The organism is Amycolatopsis ponsaeliensis, assembly GCF_030182635.1.
GTDB lineage: Bacteria > Actinomycetota > Actinomycetes > Mycobacteriales > Pseudonocardiaceae > Amycolatopsis > Amycolatopsis ponsaeliensis.
In genome coordinates this window covers 160,611-183,055 of the sequence record NZ_JAPZLD010000020.1, presented here as the reverse complement: position 1 = coordinate 183,055, position 22,445 = coordinate 160,611, and the positions used below count along the sequence as shown (strand labels likewise).

At 72.4% G+C, this 22,445-nt stretch carries 19 protein-coding genes; 7 read left to right on the top strand and 12 right to left on the bottom strand.

What is annotated here, in order from left to right; all coding sequences use genetic code 11:
- Positions 1-72 precede the first annotated feature (72 nt).
- Positions 73-375 carry a hypothetical protein gene (locus QQ657_RS28550; protein WP_284745344.1) on the bottom strand — a complete coding sequence of 101 codons (303 nt, stop codon included), beginning with the start codon at positions 373-375 and terminating at the stop codon, positions 73-75.
- Positions 372-758 carry a DUF948 domain-containing protein gene (locus QQ657_RS28545; RefSeq protein WP_284745343.1) on the bottom strand — a complete coding sequence of 129 codons (387 nt, stop codon included), beginning with the start codon at positions 756-758 and terminating at the stop codon, positions 372-374. Before QQ657_RS28545 ends, QQ657_RS28550 begins: the two co-directional genes overlap by 4 nt.
- Positions 759-886: 128 nt before the next feature.
- Between QQ657_RS28545 and QQ657_RS28540 the strand changes: the two genes are divergently transcribed.
- Positions 887-1,774 carry a hypothetical protein gene (locus QQ657_RS28540; RefSeq protein ID WP_284745342.1) on the top strand — a complete coding sequence of 296 codons (888 nt, stop codon included), beginning with the start codon at positions 887-889 and terminating at the stop codon, positions 1,772-1,774.
- Positions 1,775-1,880: 106 nt separating this feature from the next.
- On the opposite strand, the gene QQ657_RS28535 is transcribed toward QQ657_RS28540, so the two are convergent.
- From QQ657_RS28535 to QQ657_RS28525, 3 genes are all read right to left on the bottom strand, one after another.
- The gene (locus QQ657_RS28535) at positions 1,881-2,726 is read right to left on the bottom strand and encodes an NAD(P)-dependent oxidoreductase (protein WP_284745341.1); all 846 of its coding nucleotides are present in this window, start codon (positions 2,724-2,726) and stop codon (positions 1,881-1,883) included.
- A 38-nt stretch (positions 2,727-2,764) separates the two neighbouring features.
- Positions 2,765-3,142, bottom strand: coding sequence for a VOC family protein (locus QQ657_RS28530; RefSeq protein ID WP_284745340.1), 378 nt, complete (start codon positions 3,140-3,142; stop codon positions 2,765-2,767).
- 130 nt (positions 3,143-3,272) lie between these two features.
- Positions 3,273-4,649, bottom strand: coding sequence for a replication-associated recombination protein A (locus tag QQ657_RS28525; protein ID WP_284745339.1), 1,377 nt, complete (start codon positions 4,647-4,649; stop codon positions 3,273-3,275).
- 140 nt (positions 4,650-4,789) lie between these two features.
- Here QQ657_RS28525 and QQ657_RS28520 point away from each other — a divergent pair, with 140 nt between their 5' ends.
- The 3 genes from QQ657_RS28520 (at position 4,790) to QQ657_RS28510 (ending at position 7,536) form a co-directional block, all read left to right on the top strand.
- Positions 4,790-5,485, top strand: a complete 696-nt coding sequence (locus tag QQ657_RS28520; RefSeq protein ID WP_284745338.1) for a TetR/AcrR family transcriptional regulator — start codon at positions 4,790-4,792, stop codon at positions 5,483-5,485.
- A 34-nt stretch (positions 5,486-5,519) separates the two neighbouring features.
- Positions 5,520-6,746 carry a cytochrome P450 gene (locus QQ657_RS28515; protein ID WP_284745337.1) on the top strand — a complete coding sequence of 409 codons (1,227 nt, stop codon included), beginning with the start codon at positions 5,520-5,522 and terminating at the stop codon, positions 6,744-6,746.
- A 61-nt stretch (positions 6,747-6,807) separates the two neighbouring features.
- Complete coding sequence (locus QQ657_RS28510) at positions 6,808-7,536, top strand: metallophosphoesterase family protein (protein ID WP_284745336.1); 729 nt, start codon at positions 6,808-6,810, stop codon at positions 7,534-7,536.
- On the opposite strand, the gene QQ657_RS28505 is transcribed toward QQ657_RS28510, so the two are convergent.
- From QQ657_RS28505 to QQ657_RS28480, 6 genes are all read right to left on the bottom strand, one after another.
- On the bottom strand, positions 7,508-8,368 hold the full coding sequence (locus QQ657_RS28505) for an SGNH/GDSL hydrolase family protein (protein ID WP_284745335.1): 861 nt from the start codon (positions 8,366-8,368) through the stop codon (positions 7,508-7,510). The genes QQ657_RS28510 and QQ657_RS28505 overlap by 29 nt on opposite strands.
- A gap of 122 nt (positions 8,369-8,490) precedes the next feature.
- Positions 8,491-9,672, bottom strand: coding sequence for a phosphotransferase (locus QQ657_RS28500; RefSeq protein WP_284745334.1), 1,182 nt, complete (start codon positions 9,670-9,672; stop codon positions 8,491-8,493).
- Between the two features lie 78 nt (positions 9,673-9,750).
- A complete protein-coding gene (locus QQ657_RS28495; protein ID WP_284745333.1) occupies positions 9,751-10,698 on the bottom strand; it encodes a DUF389 domain-containing protein in 948 nt (315 codons plus the stop codon).
- Positions 10,698-12,473, bottom strand: a complete 1,776-nt coding sequence (aspS, locus tag QQ657_RS28490; protein ID WP_284745332.1) for an aspartate--tRNA ligase — start codon at positions 12,471-12,473, stop codon at positions 10,698-10,700. Before aspS ends, QQ657_RS28495 begins: the two co-directional genes overlap by 1 nt.
- A 97-nt stretch (positions 12,474-12,570) precedes the next feature.
- Positions 12,571-13,173 carry an organomercurial lyase gene (merB, locus tag QQ657_RS28485; RefSeq protein ID WP_284745331.1) on the bottom strand — a complete coding sequence of 201 codons (603 nt, stop codon included), beginning with the start codon at positions 13,171-13,173 and terminating at the stop codon, positions 12,571-12,573.
- A gap of 534 nt (positions 13,174-13,707) precedes the next feature.
- A complete protein-coding gene (locus QQ657_RS28480; RefSeq protein ID WP_284745330.1) occupies positions 13,708-15,606 on the bottom strand; it encodes an intein-containing Rv2578c family radical SAM protein in 1,899 nt (632 codons plus the stop codon).
- A gap of 29 nt (positions 15,607-15,635) precedes the next feature.
- On the opposite strand from QQ657_RS28480, the gene QQ657_RS28475 reads away from it, so the two are divergent.
- Positions 15,636-16,394 (top strand): hypothetical protein, encoded by a 759-nt coding sequence (locus tag QQ657_RS28475; protein ID WP_284745329.1) that lies wholly within the window; start codon positions 15,636-15,638, stop codon positions 16,392-16,394.
- A 13-nt stretch (positions 16,395-16,407) separates the two neighbouring features.
- On the opposite strand, the gene sthA is transcribed toward QQ657_RS28475, so the two are convergent.
- Positions 16,408-17,820: a Si-specific NAD(P)(+) transhydrogenase gene (gene sthA, locus QQ657_RS28470; protein ID WP_284745328.1), complete on the bottom strand. Its 1,413-nt coding sequence runs from the start codon at positions 17,818-17,820 to the stop codon at positions 16,408-16,410.
- A gap of 91 nt (positions 17,821-17,911) precedes the next feature.
- On the opposite strand from sthA, the gene QQ657_RS28465 reads away from it, so the two are divergent.
- Together QQ657_RS28465 and QQ657_RS28460 are read left to right on the top strand one after the other, a co-directional pair.
- On the top strand, positions 17,912-20,965 hold the full coding sequence (locus QQ657_RS28465; protein ID WP_284745327.1) for an ATP-binding protein: 3,054 nt from the start codon (positions 17,912-17,914) through the stop codon (positions 20,963-20,965).
- A gap of 81 nt (positions 20,966-21,046) precedes the next feature.
- Positions 21,047-22,435 (top strand): FAD-binding oxidoreductase, encoded by a 1,389-nt coding sequence (locus QQ657_RS28460; RefSeq protein ID WP_284745326.1) that lies wholly within the window; start codon positions 21,047-21,049, stop codon positions 22,433-22,435.
- The last annotated feature ends 10 nt before the right edge of the window (positions 22,436-22,445 follow it).

Below are 22,445 nucleotides of genomic sequence, written 5' to 3'. Positions count from 1 at the left end.
CCTTGTGCTGGTGCCGGAGTACGGGATGACGACGGCGGCGGAGCGGCTTCCGGGTCGCGGAGAAGCGACCGGTCAGCGCTCCGCCCGGCGAGCTCGCCGGACGGGGCGGCGGTCGGCGGCGTGCCGGCCGGACGCCTGCGGCGTCACCACGCCCGTCCGCTGCTCGACCATGTCGTGCAACTCCTGCTCCCGCTCGTTCATGCCCGCGCGCACCTCGGCGCCGAAGGAACCCACGGCGCCCGCCAGCTCGCGCACGGCGTCGCCCAGGTTCGATGCTAACCCCGCGGGAGTGGCCTGACGAGCGGTTTCGGCGGCCTTGCGCGACAGCACGACCCCGGTGACCACGCCGACGCCGAGCCAGAACAGCCGCTTCACTTGCCGGCCTTCTTCGCGGCCTTCGCGGCGCTCTTCTTCTTGCGCGCGCGGATCGCCTTGCTGAGCCCGTAGGACAGCGCCGCGGTCTTGACCAGCGGGCCGCCCAGCGTCGCGGTGAACACCGACGTCAGCGCGGAGACGTTCCCGGTGACGGCCTGGGCGTTCGACGTGATCCCGTCCACCCGCTCGAGCTGGGTGTTGACGTGGGTGATCGTCTGGTTCGCGCCGATCAGCAGCGGGTCGGTGTTGCTGTTGGTGCGCTCGATCGCCTCGGTGGCCGCGTCCAGCGTCTTGCCGAGCTTGATCAGCGGGATCGCCAGCAGGACGACCAGCACCACGAATGCTCCTGCGGCGATCAACGCGGCGATCTGCCCTGCCGACACGGGCCCTCCTCGGATAAGCGGTCTTGGGTGCTGGTGAGGTTACCGCCTGGCCGGGTGCCCGACCGTGTCACCCCGCGCGGGCCGGAAAACGCCTCGCTCCGGCGGTCCCGGGGCGGTACACCTGGGCGATGGCACACGACGACGGACCCGGCCGCCGCGTCCTCGCCGGGCCGGGCGGAGCCGCGGCCGACGTGCTGGCCGCGTTGCCGGGCGCCGACCTGACTACGGTCCAGCTGGAGGTCGCGCGGAGGCGGGCGGCCCGGCTCGCTCCGGCCGACGTGCTGCGCCGGCACCGCGACGACCGGTTCGTCGCGGCGAGCCCGCTGCCGTTCGCTTCTCTGCGGCGGGTCGAGGACGTGCTCCTGACGGCGGCGGCCTCCTTCGACCTGGTGGCGCTCGCGCCGGTGGTTCCGCTGGGCACGCATTCGGCGGTGACCGGGCTCGCCCAGCACCGGGTGGTGCCGACCGGCCGCGGCACGGAGGTCGCGGCGGACCCGACGACGGGTTTGGCGCTCGAAGCGGCGGTCCGGCGCTCCGGGTCTTCTTCGGTGCGGCTGGCGACGGTCCAGCGGGTGGTCCGGGCCCAGCGCGTCGACCGCGCCGGGCTGTTCGCGCACTTCTCGTTGTTCGGCGCGGTGACGGCGGGCCGCGACGAAGGCAACCTCGCCTTCGAGCGGGCGGCGCTGGCCGAGCACGCGCGGCTCATGGCGGCGGGCTGCCGGGCGCTGGGCGCCACGGCGGTCTCGCTCGGGGTGACGGTGCTGGACCCGCGCTTCGAGGGCCTGCTCGGCGCGGTGGACGTGCCGACCCATCCGTTCCCGGAGCGCGAAGGCGGGCGCGGCGGGTACTACGAGGGGCTGTGCTTCAAGGTGTACGCGTCTTTCGGCGGTGAGCTGGCCGACGTCGGCGACGGCGGCTTCACGCCGTGGACGAGCCGGCTGCTGGGGAACGCGAAGGAGCGGTTGATGACGAGCGGGCTGGGCGTGGACCGCCTGGCGACGCTTCTCCCGGCCTGACGAGCGGACTGGGCAACGACCGGCTCGCCACACGCCTCGCAGGCTGCCGGGCAACGACCGGCTCGGCGCCACCCGTCTCCCGGGGCCCACGAGCGGCCACCGGACGTCAGGCGTCCTTCACCACCGCGCGGTAGAGCGCTGCCATGTCCTCTTCGCCGTGGCCCATTTCCACCGCCGTCTCCAGGTGGGCCAGTACCGCGCGCGCCCCCGCCACGTCGACCTCCTCGCCCGCCGCCTCGACCACCAGCCTCGCGTCCTTCGCCGCCAAGCCGGCCGGGAACGCCGGTGGGTACTCGCCCGCCAGCATCGCGCCGCCCTTCACGTGGGCGTAGCCGACGTCGAGGCCGCCGCCCTTGATCGTCTCCAGGAACAGCGCCGGGTCCAGGCCCAGCCCGCGGGCCAGGCCGAGGCTCTCCGCCGTTCCGTTGGTCAGCGCCAGCACCCACGCGTTGACGACCAGCTTCAGCCGGCTCCCCTGCCCGGCCGGGCCGAGCCACCGCGTCTTCACGGCGACCGCGTCGAACACCGGCGTCGCCGCGGGGCGGGCCTCCTCCGGCCCGGACGCCAGCACCTGCAGCTGCGCCTGCTCCGCCGGGGTTCGCGTGCCGAGCACGGGCGCGTCGACGAACACCACGCCCGCCTTCTCGGCCGCCGCCGCGAGACGGTCGGTCCAGTCGAGGCCGACCGTGCTCATCTGCAGCCACAACGTGCCCGAAGCGGGCGAAGCGGCTTCGAACGCCGAAGCGACCGCGGGACCGTCCGCGAGCATCGTCACCAGGATGTCCGCGCCCTCGGCCGCGGCGGCCGCCGAATCGGCGACCGTGGCGACGTCGGCGAGCGGTTCGGCCTTCGCCCGGGTCCGGTTCCAGACCCGGACGTCGAGGCCCGCCTTCGCGAGGTTGGCCGCCATCGGCGCGCCCATGATTCCGGTTCCGAGAAACGCGACGCTCATGGTCCCCATCGTGCCGAACGGCCGGGCGCCCCGCTCGGTCAGTAGTCGCCGAGGAGGCAGAACGGGTGGCCGGCCGGGTCGGCGTAGACGCGCCAGCCGCGACCGTCGGGATCCGGGCTGAGCAGCCGGCCGCCGTGGATGAGGACCTGGTGGTGGGTCACGCGCATGTCGTCGACCTCGAAGTCGAGGTGGAACTGCTGCGGGTGGGCCGGGTCCGGCCACTGCGGCGGCTCGTAGTCCGCCGAGCGCTGGAACCCCAGGACCAACCCGGCGACGTGCAGGGTCGAGAAGTCCTGGTCGATCCGCCACCGCGGGTCGGGCCGGTCCACTTCTCCCCCGAGCAGTTCCTGGTAGAAGTTCGCGAGCACGACCGGTTCCGGACAATCCAGGACGATGCACTGCAGCGTCGCGGGCACGGGAGCGCCTCCTGCGGTCACGGCGGCCCGATTCGTGACCGCCTCAAGGCGCGAAGCTTACGAAACCCGATGATCTTGGCCGACGCGGGCCACCCCGGTGATCAGGTTTCCGGAGATTCGTCCGCCGGAGTCACTTCTCCCCGCGGATCGTCCGGCGCAGCTTCGGGACGCGCTCGGCGAGCGTGCGCTCGGCGCCGCGCTGGGTCGGCTCGTAGTAGTCCTTGCCGACCAGCTCGTCCGGCGGGTACTGCTGGGCCAGCACACCTTCCGGGACGTTGTGCGGGTAGCGGTACCCCTGCGCGTTGCCGAGCTTCTTCGCGCCCGCGTAGTGCCCGTCGCGCAGGTGCGGCGGGACGGTGCCGGCGAGCCCGGCGCGGACGTCGGCCAGCGCGGCGTCGATGCCGGTGACGACCGCGTTCGACTTCGGTGCCGTGGCCAGGTGGATCGTCGCCTGCGCGAGCGCCAGCCTGCCCTCGGGCATGCCGATGAACTGGACGGCGTGCGAAGCCGCGACCGCCGCCTGCAAGGCCGTCGGGTCGGCGAGGCCGATGTCCTCGCTGGCGTGCACGACCAGCCGCCGCGCGAGGAACCGCGGGTCCTCCCCCGCCTCGATCATCCAGGCCAGGTAGTGCAGCGCGGCGTCCACATCGGACCCGCGGATCGACTTGATGAACGCGCTGATGACGTCGTAGTGCTGATCGCCGTCGCGGTCGTAGCGCACCGCCGCTTTGTCCACAGTGGACTCGACGGTCGGCAGGTCGATCGTCTTCGCTTCGGTGGCCGACGCCGCGTCCGCCGCCGCCTCCAGCGCCGTGAGCGCGCGCCGCGCGTCCCCGCCCGCGAGCCGGACGAGGTGGGCGCGCGCGTCGTCGGTCAGCGTCAGCTCACCGCCCAGACCGCGTTCGTCGGCCAGCGCGCGCTCCAGCAGCCGCGTGATGTCGTCGTCGGTCAGCGGGCGCAGTTGCAGCACGAGCGAGCGCGACAGCAACGGCGAGACGACGGAGAACGACGGGTTTTCGGTGGTGGCCGCGACCAGCAGGACCGTGCGGTCCTCGACCGCGCCGAGCAGGGCGTCCTGCTGGGTCTTGGAGAAGCGGTGCACCTCGTCGATGAACAGGACGGTGTTCTCGGTGTTGTACTGCCGGCGCCGCCGGGCTTCCTCGATGACCCCGCGCACCTCCTTGACGCCCGCCGAAAGCGCCGACATCGCGACGAACCGGCGTCCGGTGGCGATCGAGACCAGGTTGGCCAGCGTCGTCTTGCCGGTGCCGGGCGGGCCGTAGAGCAGCACGGACGCCGGCGCGGCACCCTCGACCAGCCGCCGCAGCGGAGCGCCCTCGCGCAGCAGGTGCTGCTGGCCGACGACCTCGTCGAGCGACCGCGGCCGCATCCGCACGGCCAGCGGGGAGCTCGCCGGGTCCGCCTGCCGCTCTTCGGCGTTCGACGTCGTCCGCTCGGGCGGGGGCGCCACGTCGGCGTTCACGGTGAAGAGCTCGTCCTGTGCCACAACGATGACGTTAACCGAAGCCACCGACAGAACCCTTGCCCCGGTCCGCGCAAGAGCGCTACCGTCGTGGTGACCGGTTGACCGAAAGTGCGATTCCGGTCAACAGGTCAAATGTTCAACGAACCAGCAGGTGGAGACGCATGAGCCATCCCAACCGCGAGCGCGCCGACCGCATCCTGGACGCGGCGGGTGAGCTGCTGCTGCGCATGGGCTACCGGAAGGTGGCGGTCGACGACATCGCGCGCGCGGTCGGCATCGGCAAAGGCACCGTCTACCTGCACTGGCGCAACAAGGAACTGCTGTTCCAGGCACTGATGATGCGCGAGTCGGCCGACCTGACCGACGAGATCCTGGGCCGGATCCGGGCCGACCCGGCGATGATCCTCCCGCACCGGATGATCTCGGCGTCGTTCCTCGTCACCCACCAGCGACCGCTGGTGATGGCGATGCTGCGCGGCAACGCCGACATGTTCGGCTCGCTCGGCGACCTCGCCCTGCGCAAGCAGCAGGACGAACTGCGCAGGCAGTTCGAAGAGGCGATGCTCCGGTACGGGCTGATCCGCTCGGACGTGCCGAACCTGACCTACGCGCTCAACGCGTCGACCCTCGGTTTCTACCTGGGCGACACGCTTTCCGACGAGTTCGGGGGCATCCCGCTGGAGGAGAAGGCGGAAGTCCTCGCGTACATGATCCGCACCGCGTTCGAGCCGGCCGGGGAGCCCGATCCCCGCGCGGTCGCGGCCGTGGCGGCGGAGCTGGGTTCGGCGCTCGAGGACCTCGTCTCGGGCTACCGGCAAGGGATCTACGCACACGATCCCACCAAGGCACCCGGCTGATCCCGGGGCCACGAAGGGGAAAGAAGGGGCGGACATGACCACCACCACACAAGCGGACACCTGGGGCCTCCACGAATCCCAGTTCTGGCTGCGGGGGAAGCAGCCCGAAGAGCGTGTGCACCACGCGGAGGAGCTCGGGTTCTGGAACGTCTACGGGCACCCGGAGGCCGAAGAGGTCCTGCGCGACCCGGCGACGTACTCGTCCGACACCACCCGGCTGGTGCCGAAGGAGATGATGGCCGGCGTCGACCCGGACATCGACTTCGAGGAGATGCAGGCGGGCAACCTGCTGCAGCTGGACCCGCCGCTGCACAACAAGATGCGCAAGCTCGTCAGCCGGGCGTTCACGCCGAAGGTCGTCGCGGACCTGGAGCCGCGCATCGCCGCGGTGACCAACGAGATGCTGGACGCGGCGGGGTCCTCCGGCCGGCTCGAACTCGTCGAAGACCTGGCCTACCCGTTGCCGGTGATCGTCATCGCGGAGCTGCTGGGGGTCCCCGCGAGCGACCGGCACCTGTTCAAGGGCTGGGTGGACAAGCTGTTCAGCTCCTCGGAGCAGTTCTCGCTGAAGGAGCAGACCAAGGGGCGGGAGGACGCGGTCAAGAAGTCCCTGGAGGGACAGAAGGCGCTCGTCGAGTACCTCGGCGTGCACGTCGACGAACGGCGGAAGCAGCCCCGGGAGGACCTGCTGACGAAGCTCGTCGAAGCCGAGCTCGACGGGGAGAAGCTCACCCGCAACGAGGTCGTCAACTTCGCCAACGTCCTGCTGCTGGCCGGGCACATCACCACCACGATGCTGCTCGGCAACGCGGTGCTGTGCCTGGACACCCACCGCGAGTGGGACGAGCGCGTGCGCGCCGACCGGTCGCTGGTGCCGCCGGCGATCGAGGAGTCGCTGCGGTACCTGTCGCCGTTCGCGGCGGTGGCCCGCGCGACCATGCGCGAGGTGGAGCTGGGCGGGGTGACCGTGCCCGCGGACCAGATGCTGATGGTCTGGGTCGCGGCGGCCAACCGGGACGACCGGGTGTTCGCCGAGCCGGACACGTTCAACCCGCTGCGCGACCCCAACCCGCACCTCGCGTTCGGCCGCGGGATCCACTTCTGCATCGGGGCGCCACTCGCCCGGCTCGAAGGCCGGGTGGCGCTGAACATCCTCTTCGACCGCTACCCGGCGCTGCGCACGATTCCCGGTGAGCCGCCGAAGTTCCAGGTGAACCCGAACATGACGGGTGTGCGGGAGCTGCCGCTCACCACGGCGTGACCCGGTTGCGCCCTGGGCGAAATCCCTCGCCCGGGGCGCCGCCGTGCCCGAGGGTGGACCGATGAACGTGGCGGTGCTGTCGGACATCCACGGCGTCCTCCCGGCGTTGGAGGCGGTGCTCGCCGAGCCGGACGTCGAGGCTGCGGACCGGATCGTGCTGCTCGGCGACATGCTCGCGGGCCCGATGCCGGTGGAAACCCTCGACCGGCTGCTGGAGCTGGGTTCCCGGGCGATCCGGGTGCGGGGCAACGCCGACCGGGAACTGGCGTCGTCCGCGCGCGGGACCGGGAAGTTCGTCCCGGACCCGATCTTCCCGTGGGCGGCTCAGCAGCTGCGTCCCGCGGACCTGCCGGTGCTCGACGCGCTGCCGCTGACGGTGTCGCTCGACGGCGTGCTGTTCTGCCACGCGACCCCGCGCGACGACACGGAGATCGTGCTCGTCGACAGTCCGTTGGAGCGCTGGGCCGAGGTCTTTTCCGGGGTGGCCGAGGAGACCGTCGTGCTGGGGCACACGCACATGCCGTTCGTCCGGCTCGCGGACCGGCGGCTGGTCGTCAACCCGGGCAGCGTCGGAATGCCTTACGGCACAAGGGGTGCGCACTGGGCCCTGCTCGGCGACGGCGTCCAGCTGCGGCGCACTGAGTATGACGTCGAAGCGGCGTGCCGGTTCTTGGCTTCGCGGTCGGCTTATCCCGACATCGAAGCGTGGGCGAACTACTTCGTCCGCAACCCGGCTTCGGACGCGGAGGCGTTGCGGGTGTTCAGCGGGCGCGGAACGAGTTCCACATGATGACCGCGGCGTAGGGCAGGAACTCGCGGCCGCGGCGCCAGAGCCACGGGATTCCCTTGAGCACCAGCCACCCCACGTGCCCGGCGGCGCTGGGCTCGACACCGCCGCCGCAGGTGAGGCTCACCGGCTCGGGAACGGCGAAGCCGGCTTCGGCGAGGAGGCCGGTGAAGCCGTCCGCGAGCAGGCGGTGGCCGAGTTCGGAGGGGTGCAGCCGGTCGACGCTCCACACGGCCAGGTCGTAGGCGCCGGGGAGGCGGTCGAGGTCGAGGCAGGGCACGCCCTCGCGGGCGACCACGTCGTCGATGGCGGCGTTCAGCTCGGCGACGCGGGCGCTGAGGGCGCGCTTGAGCGACGGCGGGAGGCGGAAGACCTTGCTGTGGTCGTGGAACCGGACCGGGACGACGGTGGTGTTCACCTGGCGCAGCCGATGGATGACCTCGGTGAGGTCGGCGGCGATCCGGGCGGCGTCGAAGTCCGGGCGCAGGGTGTCGTTCATGCCGGCCACGAGCAGCGCGACATCGGGCCGGTGCGCGACGGCGGCGGGCACCTGTTCGGTGAGCACGCACCGCATCCGGGCACCGGTGAAGGCGGGGTTCAGGTAGCCACTGCCGTCGACCCCGAGCGCAGCTGCGACGAGCGGGCCGACGCCCCGCCAGCCCCCGCGCCGCGGCAGGGGATCGCCGAGCCCGACGGCGGTGGAGTCACCGAGCACGACGAGCCGTTCGGCATGCCTGAGCGGCGCACACGGCGGCACGGCCGCGAGCGCGGGGCGGCTCGGGCGGGAGGGTTCGGGGGTGACTTCGACACTCATCACGGTCACGCCCACGACCATCGGCCACGGAAGCTCACTTGCGGTGAGGACGAGGTAACACGCCCGCGACCGGGCGCCTAATTCTTGACGCTCACCTCACAGGTGGGGCAAATGTCCTGTTCGAGCGGCCGGGGCCGGCAGGCTCAGCGGAAAGCCGGGTAGAACGCCAGGTCGGCGTGCGGACCCAGCCGGGCCGCCAAGGCCGCCGCCACCCGGGCCGCGAACTCCGAAACCGCCGTCATCCGGACATACCCCGCGTGCCTGGCCAAGTCCCGCCACCACGTCACCAACGCCGCCTCGCGGCTCACCGGGGCGGCGTGCCGGGACAGGTCCAGCGACCCCAGCTCCTCCCCCGTGATCAGCCACACGCGCAGCAGCTCGCTGATCGTCAGCTGCTCGGCCAGGACCTCGTCGTCGGCGAGCGCCGGCCAGACCCCCACCACCTCCGCGCGCCACGCCGCGACCATCGCCTCGCTCATGCCCGCCGGCAGGGCCAGCGCGTCCGGCCAGCTCGCGAACGGCAGCCTCAGGTGCGCCGCGTCGACCAGGGCCGAGCGGACGCGGCCGTACTCGAAGTCGAGGAACCGGACGCTCTCGCCGGTCACCAGGTTGTTGTCAGGGCTCAGCTCCACCGGGCTGAACGCGCGGAAGCCCGCCGATCGCGACTGCTCCTGCGCCGTCGCCACCTGCGCGAGGACGTCTTCCGGCGCCGGGATGCCCAGCCGCTCCTGGATCACCGACGGCACGTGGTCGCACAGGTCGTCGCCGGCGGGATCGGTCTTCGCCGGGCCGCCGAGGCGCCGCAGCAGCGCGTTGAAGTCGGCCTCACGCCCCGCCGTGCTCGCGTGCAGCCGGCCCAGCGAACGCGCCCACGACAGCAGCGCGCGCTCGGCCGCGCGGGAGTCGCGGGCGTAGAGCTTGTCCTCCAGCGTCGGCGTGCGGCCGAGGTCCTCCAGCACCAGCACGCGGTCGCGGCCGTCGTGGGCCAGCAGCTCCGGGCACATCCGCTCGTCCGGCGCCAGCGCGGTGAACAGCTGGTAGCTGACCGCCTCCTGGGCGAACGGGTCGGCACCCGAGGCCGGCTCGTCCGGGTAGTGCTTGATGACGAGCGTGCGCGGCAGCGCGAACGACGACGACACCACTCGTGCCCGGACCACCGTCGCCGGTCCGCTCCCGGCGAGGTCTTCGGGCGCGACCAGCGTGATCGCACTGCCGAACCGGCGCGAGAGAACGGACTCGCCCGCCGCGACCGCCGCGGCGATGGCGAGGTGCTCGGCTCCTGCCCCGACCCCAGCATCGCCGGTGGAGGAGGTGTCGACTGTCATTGTCACCGACCCTACTCGTGACTGAGCAACCATGACTACTGACATCCGGACAAGAAGTAGCATCCGGCCCGGGCGAGGTCATCCCCGTGAAAGCGGACGCATCCCCACCGGTGAACGTTGCCCATTCCGGCGCACGATCAACACAATGGCCGCTGCTGCAACGATTCCGAGGAGGTTCACGAGCAGCTGACCCACCGATTGGACGCATCGGTTCCACTCCCCCGCCACGGCTGCCACGACGGCGTACCCCGCTGCCGGCACCGTGGTCACGGAAATGAACACCCCGACCAGGGCGGCCGACTTCGCCGACGTCATGGCGAGCATCCCGGCCGCTCCGGCCAGCATCGCCACAACCAGCGACGGTACGCCGACCGAGAACACGAAGTCGACCTCGTTGTGCTGTTTCAGCTCGAACGCCTGCGCGCCGAAGACGTCGGTCACCCGGACCAGCAGCGCGCCGCCCAGCGTGACGACCATGGCCAGCGGGAAGCCGATCCCCAGCGCCGCGCCCGCGAGCCGGACGAGGTCCCACCGCCGCAGCACCAGGCCGACCGCGAGCGCGGCCAGTGGCCCGAACTCCGGGCCGACGACCATCGCGCCGACGATCGTCACCGCGGAGTCCGTCAGCACGCCGACCGCCGCCAGCAGGCAGGCGATGGTGAGGAACGCCAAGAACGTCACGTTGAGCCGCGACTCCTCGCCGGTGCGCGACAGCAGCTCCTGCCACACCACGGCGTCCGCGGCCTCGCCCGGCGCCGCTTCCTCCGCCTCGTCGGCGGCGTCGGACAACGCGGTGTCGAGCGCTTCGAGCGTGATGCCGCCGGTGTGGTCGAGCTCGAGCACGCACAGCGCTTCGACGATCTCGTCCGTTGCCTCGCGCGCGATGTCGGCCTCGACCAGGTCACCCTCGGGCGACACGGCCGCGCCGCGGTGCACGATCAGGTGCGCCGTCCCGGCGTGGGCCCGCAGGATGTCGAGCGCCTGGGCGGTCTTGTCCGGCGGGCACACGGCCCTGAGGTGCAGCACTAGTTCTGCGGGGGCGCGGCGGGCTTCGCGTCGATGCCGGCTTCCTTGCGCTGCTGCGCCGTGATCGGCGCCGGCGCCGCCGTCAGCGGGTCGTAGCCGCCGCCGGTCTTCGGGAACGCGATGACGTCACGCAGCGAGTCGGCCTTGGCCAGCAGCATGACGATGCGGTCCCAGCCGAACGCGATGCCGCCGTGCGGCGGCGGGCCGAACGCGAAGGCGTCGAGCAGGAAGCCGAACTTCTCCTGCGCCTCCTCCTCGCCGAGGCCCATCAGCGCGAAGACGCGCTTCTGGACGTCGCCGCGGTGGATACGGATCGAGCCACCGCCGATCTCGTTGCCGTTGCAGACGATGTCGTAGGCGTAGGCCAGGGCGTTGCCCGGGTCCTGCTCGAACTTGTCGATCCACTCCGGGGTCGGCGAGGTGAACGCGTGGTGCACCGCAGTCCACTTGCCGGAGCCGACCGCGACGTCGTCGCCGATGTCCTCGACCGGCGCGAACAGCGGCGCGTCGACGACCCACACGAACGACCAGGCGTCCTCGTCGATCAGGCCGAGGCGCTTGCCGATCTCGTCGCGCGCGGCGCCGAGCAGCGGCTGCGTGCTCGAGGCCTTGCCCGCGGAGAAGAAGATGCAGTCGCCCGGCTTGGCGCCCGCCGCGGCGGCGACGTTCTCGCGCTCGGTCTCGGACAGGTTCTTCGCGACCGGGCCGCCGAGCGTGCCGTCCTCGTTCACGAGGATGTACGCGAGGCCGCGCGCGCCGCGCTGCTTCGCCCACTCCTGCCACGCGTCGAGCTGGCGACGCGGCTGGCCGGCGCCGCCGGCCATCACGACCGAGCCGACGTACGGCGCCTGGAACACGCGGAACGGCGTGTCGGCGAAGAACTCCGTCATGTCGGTGATCTCGAGGTCGAAGCGCAGGTCCGGCTTGTCCGAGCCGTACTTGGCCATCGCCTCGTGGTAGGTGATGCGCGGGATCGGCCGCGGGATCTCGTGCCCGATCAGCTTCCACAGCGCGGAGACGATCTGCTCGCCGATGGCGATGACGTCGTCCTGCTCGACGAAGCTCATCTCGATGTCGAGCTGGGTGAACTCCGGCTGGCGGTCGGCGCGGAAGTCTTCGTCCCGGTAGCAGCGCGCGATTTGGTAGTACCGCTCCATGCCGCCGACCATGAGCAGCTGCTTGAACAGCTGCGGCGACTGCGGCAGGGCGTACCAGGAGCCGGGCTTGAGCCGGGCCGGGACCAGGAAGTCGCGGGCGCCTTCCGGGGTGGAGCGGGTCATCGTCGGCGTCTCGATCTCGACGAAGTCCTGGTTGTGCAGCACCTCGCGGGCGGCGCGGCTGACCTCGCTGCGCAGCCGCATGGCCGCGGCCGGGCCGCTGCGGCGCAGGTCCAGGTAGCGGTGCTTGAGGCGGATCTCCTCGCCGACGTCGACGCGGTCGTCGATCGGGAACGGCAGCGGCGCGGCCTCGGAGAGCACCTCGAGCTGGGTCGCGAGGACCTCGATCTCACCGGTGGGGATCTCGGCGTTCGCGTTGCCCTCGGGGCGCTTCGCGACCTCGCCGACGATCTTGACGCAGAACTCCGAGCGCAGCGCGTGCGCGCGCTCGGCCATCTCGCCCTCGCGGAAGACGACCTGGGCGACGCCGCTGGCGTCCCTCAGGTCGATGAAGATGACGCCGCCGTGATCTCGCCGCCGGGCCACCCATCCGGTGAGGGTGACGGTCTGTCCGGCCTGCTCGGCACGCAGGGTGCCGGCGTTGTGAGTGCGGAGCACTGCGACTGCTCTCCTTCGACATGGACGGTTCTCGCTGCCCGGAAAGGCTAACGAACCACCCAGCCTACGACGTCGGCAGGCTTGGCTTGCGCAGTGGTCAGAGCACGTACTTCGGGCGGGCCTCCAGCGCGGCGACCAGCCGGTGGGCCTGGGCCAGGTAGGCGGCGACCTGGTAGATCCGCCCGCCGGGGTGGGAGACCACCCAGCCGGCGGCGGCCGTGGCCGAGGCGAAGAACGGCTGGCCGGCGCACGCCATGGCGTCGGCGCGCTCGAGCCCGAACCCGAGGTCGACGGCGGCGACGACGGCGGTCGGCGGGTCGGCCTGCACGATCGCTTGCGCGGTGAGCTCGATCTGGATGCGCGTGCCGGTGACCGGGCAGGTCGCGGCGGCGTGCACGCGCTCGCCGGTGGCGATGGCCAGCAGGAACATGTCGACGGTGCCGTCCGGGCCGGCGCCGAGGGTGCCTTCGGCCGGCTGGAGCCGGTGGTGGGCGCCGCGCGGCGCGGGTCCGGTGCTGACGAGGTCGCGGTGCAGGGTGAAGCCGATCAGCTCGACGAGCCGGCGCACTTCGGCCGGCGCGACGCCGACGATCGCGGCCAGCCGCTCGACGCCGACGGGGTGCCGGCCGGCCCGGGTCAGCTTCAGGGCGGCCCACGCGAGCCGGGCGGCCGCGACCCGGTCGGTCTGCGAGGTCGTCATCACCGCTCTCCCTTCCCGATCGATCCCTTCGACGTTAGGCGTCGGCGACGTGGGGCGACAACGACACGATCGGACATTTTTCCGCAATGCCGCGACTCGGTGGCGCAATCGTGTCCGGACTACGGCGAACGGCGGAGTTCCGCGGTAGTCGGCGGCGGTCCGGGTGACGCCTTCACCCACACGGCGGCCCGGCGGATGATCACGGACCGCTGGGGGCTGTTGTCCACAAAGGACCGACGGGGCGCAGTCGGCCGGTGATCGCCGTGAGGGGCACCCTCATGGACATAAGAGCCATGAGGGGCACCTTCACGGCAGGAACGGTCATGAGGGGCACCCTCACGACGGCAAAAGCCATGAGGGTGCCCCTCATGACCTCCCCGCGCCGGAACCGGCCACGGAAGCCGCGCCTGCTCGACCGTCCGCGCTTCCACCGGCAACTCGGCCACCGGCCCCGGACCAGGTCCGAACGCACGACTACCCGCGACTCAGGCGCCGAACCGGGTCCGAACCCTCGACCGCGACCACTCCCCTTCGTCACAACAGGCGCAACTGCTCCACGACCGGCGCTTCCGGCGGCGGCTCGGGCAACGGCTCCGGGCTCCGCGCCTCATACCCCGTCTTCGGCGCCAGCCCGTGCCGCCGCAGCAACGGCGCCACCCGCTCCCCCAGCCTCTCCCGGTACGCCCTCTGCACGTAGCTCCCCCGCGCGTACAGCTCCCGGTACCGCGGCACCAGCGCCGGGTACGTCCCCGCCAGCCACCGCCCGAACCACTCGCGCGCGCCCGGGCGAAGGTGCAGCGGGATCACCGTCGCGCTCGTCGCTCCCACCTCGGCCAACCGGGCGAACAGGGCGTCGAGGGCCTCGGCCGAGTCCGTCAGCCACGGCAGCACCGGCGCCACCAGCACCGAGCACGGCAGCCCCGCGTCGCGGGCCTTGCGGACCAGTTCCAGCCGCGCCTGCGGGCTCGGTGTGCCCGGCTCGAGGCGGTGCTGCAGCTCGCGATCGAGCAGCGCGATCGACACCGCCAGGCTGACCGGCACGTCGGCGGAGACGTCCCGCAGCAGCGGCAGGTCGCGCGCCAGCACGGTGCCCTTCGTCAGCACCGACAACGGCGTTCCGGAGCGGGCCAGCGCCGTGATGATCCCCGGCATCAGCCGGTAGCGGCCCTCCGCGCGCTGGTACGGGTCCGTGTTCGTGCCCATCGCGACGTGCTCGCGCCGCCACGACGGCCGTTTCAGCTGCGCCGTCAGCACCTCCGGGGCGTTGACCTTCACCACCACCTGGGTGTCGAAGTCGTGGCCGGCGTCGAAGTCCAGGTACGTGTGGGTGTTCCGGGCGAAGCAGTTGTGGGACACCATGCCGTCGGCGATGAAGTCGCCGGTGCCGGTGGTGATGTCGAACAGCGGCAGCTGCAGGCCCAGCGGCTCGATCGCCTCGACGAGGCGGCGGCTCGCGCCGATCACCGCGCCGTCCAGCGACCGCTTCCACGCCACCGCGGGGTTGCTCACGTGCAGGAACCTCAGCACCTCGGCGGTCCCGCCCAGCAGCCGGACCTCCTGCCGGGCGGGGAACTTCGGCACTTCGTCGGTCTGGTGCGCGAAGCCGAAGCGGGTGAGCGCGCCGGCGAAGGCTTCGGTGATCTCGGGTTCGTCGTGCGCGACGGCGAGGACGCCGCGGCCGTAGTCGCCCGCGATGTCGAACAGGCCGGCGAGGAAGCCGCGCTGCCAGTGCGCGTCCGGGTCGGCCGGGACCTGCAGGAACCCGACGGACGCGCCGAAGTCGGGCAGGTACTCGAGGGCGCGCGTGGCGGCGTCCGGTTCCGCGGCGAACCCGCCGGAGCGCAGCATCCCGCACAGGTAGCCGGCCCGGTACCCGAGCGTCTCGTCCGGCGTGGGCTCGAACCGGCCGACGCCGATCAGCTCGGTGCCCGGCTCGAGGTGCGGGCGTTGCGCCGCGCCGAACTTGGTGCCGGTGACGTGCTTCCAGCCCTTGCTCGTGAGGAACCGATGGTCGCCGCCGGCGACGAGCCGGGTGCCGTCCTCGAGGGTCACGCGGTAGGCGTCGCGCAGGGTCGTCCAGTGGGCTTCGACCCGGGTCGGCACCAGCCGCCGGGACGCGCCGTGGCCGCGGGTGCCGTAGATCCCGTCGCCGACCTTCAGTTCGGACAGCGCCTTCGTCCGGCCGTCGGCGAGCAGGATCCGGGTGCCGCCTTCGAGGCAATACGTGCAGGCATGGGAACAGCCCCGATACGGGTTGACGGTCCAGCCGAACGGCACGCCGGACCCGGCGGGCACCTTGTTCAGCACCGAGCGGGCGTGCACCTCGTGAAAGGTGACGCCGTCGAACTCCGGTGACCGCACGGACCGCACCAGGCCCTCCAGCCCGGGCAGTGCCGGCTCACCTTCCCCCGCTCGCTGCCGATCCCATCGCACAGCGCCAGTCGAACATATGTTCTAGACGAGTGTCAAACGCGTTCGCCGCGGGCGGACCGGGTGGTGCTGTTGATACGGAGGAGTTGTTGAGGCTTGCGGTGGTCGCCATGCAGGTTTGTAACAAGGGTGTCGGCTTCATCGACCATGGCCACATGGCAGCGGAATGCGCGATCGACGACTGTGGCGTCCTCGCGGTCGGCCGGTGCGTCGAATGCGGCAAGGCATTCTGTCGTTCCCACCAAGCCATGGACGGCGGCGCTGCGTGGGTCAACAAGTGCTCGGCCTGCCTTGACCGTCGCCGGGCGGTCGAGCTCGACCAGGCTTCGAAACGCGCCGAGATCGAGTCCTACGTGAGAAACCGGGCCACCTCCGAACTCGAGGCAGCCGGGGCTCCGGCCGTCGACGTGCTCAAAGTCGAGACGATCTACGTCAAGCGCTTCGGCGGAAGACGGCCTCAGGAAGTCATCGGGTCCTACGGTCGAGGCTGGCTGCTCGGCAGGTACAAGTGGTGGTACGTCGAATACGGCATGCGCGGCTCGGAAACCGAGCGCTCGGCGGAGTTCGAGACCGTCCTGATGGCTCCGGGACACAGCTGGGGCGGGGCTTGGCCGGACGCCCGGAGCCCGTTCGTCCCGACGATCCGCGATCTGGTGACGGCCGAGCTGTTCGTCCCGGACGGCCACCGGTGGCAGTTCGCGGCGAAGGTTTCGTCCGACAAGCCGTGGAAAGACGTCGCGACCAAGGTCGAGGAACTTCTCGCGCTTGCCGCGGCGTCTTCGCCGGACTGACGCAGCCGCCGGTTCAGGACGAGAAGCGGTCCAAGGCGCGGATCTTGTTGTGCGCGTCCAGCGCCGCCACCTTGTACGCCTCCGACAGCGTCGGGTAGTTGAACACCGCGTCGACGAGGTAGTCGACCGTGCCGCCGCAGCCCATCACCGCCTGTCCGATGTGGACCAGATCCGTCGCGCCCGTGCCGAACACGTGGACTCCCAGCAGCTTCCGGTCCTTCGTCGACACCAGCAGCTTCAGCATCCCGTAGCTGTCGCCGGTGATCTGGCCGCGCGCCAGCTCGCGGTAGCGCGCGATGCCGACCTCGTACGGCACCGACGACGACGTCAGCTGGGCCTCCGTCGAGCCGACGTACGAGATCTCCGGGATCGTGTAGATGCCGATCGGCTGCAGCGCGCCCAGGCCGTTCGCCGGCTCGCCGAACGCGTGGTAAGCCGCCAGCCTGCCCTGGTCCATCGACGTCGCCGCCAGGGCCGGGAAGCCGATCACGTCGCCGACCGCGTACACGTGCGGGACCTCGGTGCGGTAGTGCTCGTCGACCACCAGCCGGCCGCGCTCGTCCGCCTGCAGGCCCGCCGCCTCCAGGGCCAGCTCGCCCGTCATCCCCTGGCGGCCCGCCGAATACATGACGCCGTCGGCCGGGATGCGCTTGCCGCTCACCAAGGTCGTGATCGTCGCGTCGTCGGACACCGCGACGTCGGCGACCTTCTCGCCGAAGCGGAACGTGACGCCGAGGTCGCGCAGCTGGAACTTCAGCGACTCCACGATCTCCGGGTCGCAGAAGTCGAGCATCTGGTCGCGCTGCTCCACCACGGTGACCCGCGAGCCGAGCGCCGCGAACATCGACGCGTACTCGATCCCGATCACCCCGGCGCCCACCACGACGAGCGACGACGGGATCTGCTCGAGCCGCAGGATCTCGTCGGAGTCCAGCACGCGCGCGGCGTCGAAGTCGACGTGCCCCGGCCGCGCGGGCCGGGTCCCGGTGGCGATCACGATGAAGTCCGCGCTCAGCGTCCGCCGGTCGCCGACGTGGCGCCCCTCGACGACGACGGTGTGCGGGTCGGCGAAGGAGCCGGTGCCGGCGATCAGGTCGACGTGGTTGCGCATCAGCTGCGCGCGCACGACCTGGACCTCGCGCCCGACGACGTGCTGGGTGCGTGCCAGCAGGTCGGCGATCGTGATGTCCTGCTTGACGCGGTAGCTCGCGCCGTACAGCTCGCGCTGGTTCATGCCGGTCAGGTAGAGCACCGCTTCGCGCAGCGTCTTGGACGGGATCGTGCCGGTGTTGACGCACACCCCGCCGACCATGTCGTGCCGGTCCACGACCGCCACCTTCTTGCCCAGCTTCGCCGCGGCGATGGCGGCCTTCTGGCCGCCGGGGCCCGAACCGATGACGATGAGGTCGTACTCGTGCTCGCTCACGACGTCGAGCCTGCGCACCCGGAAGCCCCGGCGCAACCCCCCGGCCGGTGAAGATCCGCGCGCGAACCCGTCCCGGGGCTAGCGTGGCCGGGTGCTGCGGGTGTCGCTGCTGGGCCAGCAGGTGATCGCCGACGACGAGACCGGTGCCGTGCTGACGCGGTCGCCGCGCTCGGTCGCGCTCGTGGCCCACCTCGTCGTGCACGCCGGCCTGGCGCAGCCCCGGCGGCTGATCGCCGGGCTGTTCTGGCCGGACTCGACCGACGCGCAGGCCCTGACCAACCTCCGCCGCGAGCTGCACCAGCTGCGCCGGGTGCTCGGCGACCCGCCCTCGCTGGCCGTCACCGGACGCGACCTGTGCTGGCGGGACACCCCGTCGAGCCGCGTGGACGTGCGGGAGTTCGACCTCGCCCGCCAGGCCGCGCTCGCCGCCGCGGATCCGGGCGAACTGGTCGCCCACGCGCAGACCGCCTTCGCGGCCTACCGCGGCGAGCTGCTGCCCGGCCTGGCCGACGACTGGGTCCTGGCGGCCCGCGCCGAGCTCGACCGCCAGTGCGTCGAGCTGTGCGACCTGCTCTGCCGGACGCCCTCGGGCGACCCGGCCGTCGCGCTCGAGGCGGCCCGCCGCCGGATCCGGCTTCGGCCGCTGGAAGAGACCGGCTACCGGACGCTGATGGGGCTGCAGGCCGACGCCGGCGACCGGGCGGGCGCGGTGAGCACCTACCACCGGTGCGCTTCGGTCCTCGAACGCGAGCTCGGCGTCGTCCCGGCCGAGCCGACCCGCGCGGCGCTGCGCCGGCTGCTCGCCCTGCCGGACCCCGAACCCCGGCGGGCCGCGGCTCCCGGGCTCGTCGGCCGGGCCGCCGAACTGGCGCGGCTCGGCGAGCGGTGGCGGGCGGCCGCGGCGGGTCGCGCCGGGATCGTCCTGGTGCGCGGCGACGCCGGGGTCGGCAAGACCCGCCTGGCCGCCGAGCTCGCGGCGGTGGCCCGCGCGGAGGGCGCGACCGTAGCCGTCGGCCGGTGTTTCGGCACCGCGGGGCGGGTCGCGCTGGCGCCGGTGGCCGACTGGCTGCGCACACCAGCCGTACAGCGGGCGGCGACGGCGCTCGACCCGGTGTGGCGGACCGAGGTCGACCGCCTGCTGCCGGCCGCGCGCCCGGCCGCGGCCGGGCACCCGACCGTCGACGCGTGGCAGCGCCTGCGGTTCTTCGAAGGGCTCGCCCGCGCGCTCACCGCCGGCGGGCGGCCCGTCCTGCTGGTGCTGGACAACGTGCAGTGGTGCGACGAAGAGACGCGCGCGTTCCTCGCCTTCTGCCTCGGTCTGCTGCCGGCCGCGCCGCTGCTGGTCGCCGGGACGCTGCGCGACGGCGACCTCGACCCCGGCGTCGCCGCCTGGACCACCCAGCTGCGCGACGACGGCAAGCTGACCGAGCTGCCGCTGCGCCCGTTCGACGCCGACGGCACCGCGCACCTCGGCGAAGCGGTGGCCGGGCGGCCACTGTCCGCGTCGGACCGCGCGGTGCTGCACGCGGCCACCGGCGGTTTCCCGCTGTATGTCGTGGAAGCCTTGCGCACCAACGACTCCCCGCCGTCCGGCCGCCTGACCGGGGTGCTGCGGGCACGGCTCGAGCAACCCGGCCCGGCGGCCCGCGAAGTCGCCGGGCTCGCCGCCGCGGCCGGCCGGGACTTCACGCTGGAGCTGCTCACCGAGGCGAGCGACCTCGACGCGGACACCGTCGTCGACGCGGTCGACGAGCTGTGGCGGCGCCGAATCGTGCGCGAGTTCGCCGGTGGCTACGACTTCGCCCACGACCTGTTGCGCGAGGCCGCCTACCAGCAGGTGAGCCCGCCGCGACGGTGGCTGCTGCACCGGCGGCTGGCCCAGGGCATGGAACTGCTGCACGCCGACGACACCGACGCCGTGGCGGCGCAGCTGGCCGAGCAGTACGCCCGCGGCGGGCGGCCCGACCGCGCCGTCGCCCACTACCGGCGGGCCGCGGCCGTCGCCGCCGGGACGTTCGCCCACGCCGAGGCGATCCGGCTGCTGAAAGCGGCGCTGGCACTCGTCCGCGCGCGCCCGGCGAGCGGCAACCGCGACCGCGCGGAGCTCGAGGTCCTCGAAGCGCTCGCCGGGCCGCTCAACGCCCACCACGGCTACTCCTCCCCCGAGCTGCAGCACGTCCTGGAACGGTCGCTCGCGCTCGCGGAGTCCTCCGGCAGCAAGGAGGCCGCGCTGACGGCGCTGCTCGAACTGTGGTCGTCCCGGTTCGTCCAGGGCCGGACCGCGGAGGCACACGAAGCAGCCGAGCGCGCCCTCGCGCTGCTCGCCCCCGGGACGAGTGCCGAGCAGGACGGCTCGGCGCACTTCATCGTCGCGGGCTCGTCGCTGAGCCTCGGACACGACCCGGCCGAGGCGCTACGGCACTTCGAGCTGGGCGCGGATCGCACGCGCGGTGCGTCGTCGTGGCCGATCGGCACCCGGCCGGACGTGCACGGCCCGGCCTGGGCGGCGCACGCGCACTGGCTCCTCGGCCACGACGACGCGGCCGTGGCGAGCAGCGTCGCCGCGATCACGCTCGCCCGGGAGATCGAGCAGCCCTACAGCCTGGCCATCGCCCTGGCGTACGCCGGGATCACCCACCAGATGCGCCGCGACCGGCGGGCGCTCTGGGCGGCCGTCTCCGAACTGCACACGCTGTGCGACCGGTACGGCTTCGCGTACTACCGGGAGTGGGCGCTGGTGCTGGGCGGCTGGTCCCGCGGCGGCGCGGCCGGGCTGGCCGCGGCTCAGGAGGGCGTCGCGCACCTGAAGGCCGAAGGGGCGTTCGCGCGGATGCCGTACTGGCTGTCGCTGGTCGCCGAGCTGTCGGGGCCGGAAGCGGCCCGCGCGACGCTCGACGCCGCGCTCGCCGCCGGGGAGGCCCGCGACGACCGCTGGTGGCTGCCGGACGTGCTGCGGCTGCGGGCCACCCACGACGCCGACCCGGTCCCCCGCCTGCGGGCGGCCGCGGAGCTGGCCCGCGTCCAGGGCAGCGTCGCCCTGCGGCGGCGGGCGGAGGCGGACCTCGGCGCTTTCGGGGGCCCGGGTGGCGGAGCCCCCGGCTCGGGGCGAAGCCCCGGAAGTCGCAGCGTTCGGCCGGTGCCCTGACCTGCGGCGAACGGACCGAACGCTGCGCGAACGCCGCGTGCCTACGTTCTCTTCGGGTACGGGAAATCCGAGAGGGGCACCATGACCACCACCGCTCTGCCGCACGGGGAGCTGGCCACCGCGCTGCGCGGCGACCTGATCACGCCGGCCGACCCGGGCTACGACGAGGCCCGCGCCGTGTACAACGCCATGATCGACAAGCGGCCCGCGGCGATCGCCTACTGCCGCGACACCGCCGACGTCGTCGCCTGCGTCCGCTACGGCCGGGCCCAGGGCCTGGACATCGCCGTGCGCGGCGGCGGCCACAACGCGGGCGGCCTCGGCGTCGCCGACGGCGCGCTGGTCATCGACCTGTCCGGCCTGCGCAGCACGACCGTCGACCCGGTGAACCACACCGTCCGCGCCGACGCGGGGTGCACCTGGGGCGACGTCGACCACGCCACGGTCGCGTTCGGGATGGCGACGCCGTCGGGCATCGTCGGGTCCACCGGTGTCGCGGGGCTGACGCTCGGCGGCGGCATCGGCTACCTGGCCCGGCGGTTCGGCCTGACGATCGACAACCTGCTGGGCGCGGACGTCGTCCTCGCGGACGGCTCGTTCGTGCACGCTTCGGAGTCCTCGCACCCGGATCTGTTCTGGGCCCTGCGCGGGGGCGGGGGCAACTTCGGCGTGGTCACGTCGTTCACCTTCCGCTGCCACGACATCGGCGAGCACGGCGTCGTGATCGGCGGGCCGGTGCTGTACGACCTGGGCGACACCCCGGACGTGCTGCGCTGGTACCGCGAGCTGCTGCCGTCCCTGCCCGAAGAGCTGAACGGCTGGTTCGGGCTACTGACGATTCCGCCCGCACCGCCGTTCCCGGAGGAGCTGTGGGGACGCAAGGCGTGCGGCATCGTCTGGTGCTACACGGGACCGCACGACAAGGCGGACGAGGTGCTGGCGCCGGTGCGCTCGTTCGGCTCACCGCTGCTGGTCGGCCTGCAAGACATGCCGTACACGGCGCTGCAGGGAGCGTTCGACGCGCTGTACCCGGCGGGGCTGCAGTGGTACTGGCGGGCGGACGTGTTCCACGAGATCTCCGACGCGGCGATCGACATCCACCTCAAGCACGGCTCGGGGTTGCCGTCGATGCATTCGTCGATGCACCTGTACCCGATCGACGGAGCGGCGAGCCGGGTGGCTTCGGACGCGACGGCGTTCCCCCACCGGTCCGGCGGGTGGTCGGGCGTGATCGTGGGGGTGGACCCGTCGCCGGCCAACGCGGCGGAGATTTCCCAGTGGACGCGGGACTACTGGGAGGAACTGCACCCGACCTCGGCGGGCGGGGCGTACGTCAACTTCATGATGGAGGAGGGCCAGGACCGGGTTCGCGCGTCGTACGGCGCGAACTACGAGCGGCTTGCCTCGGTGAAGCGGCGGTACGACCCGGAGAACGTGTTCCACGTCAACCAGAACATCCGCCCGGCGTAACGCGCGGTGC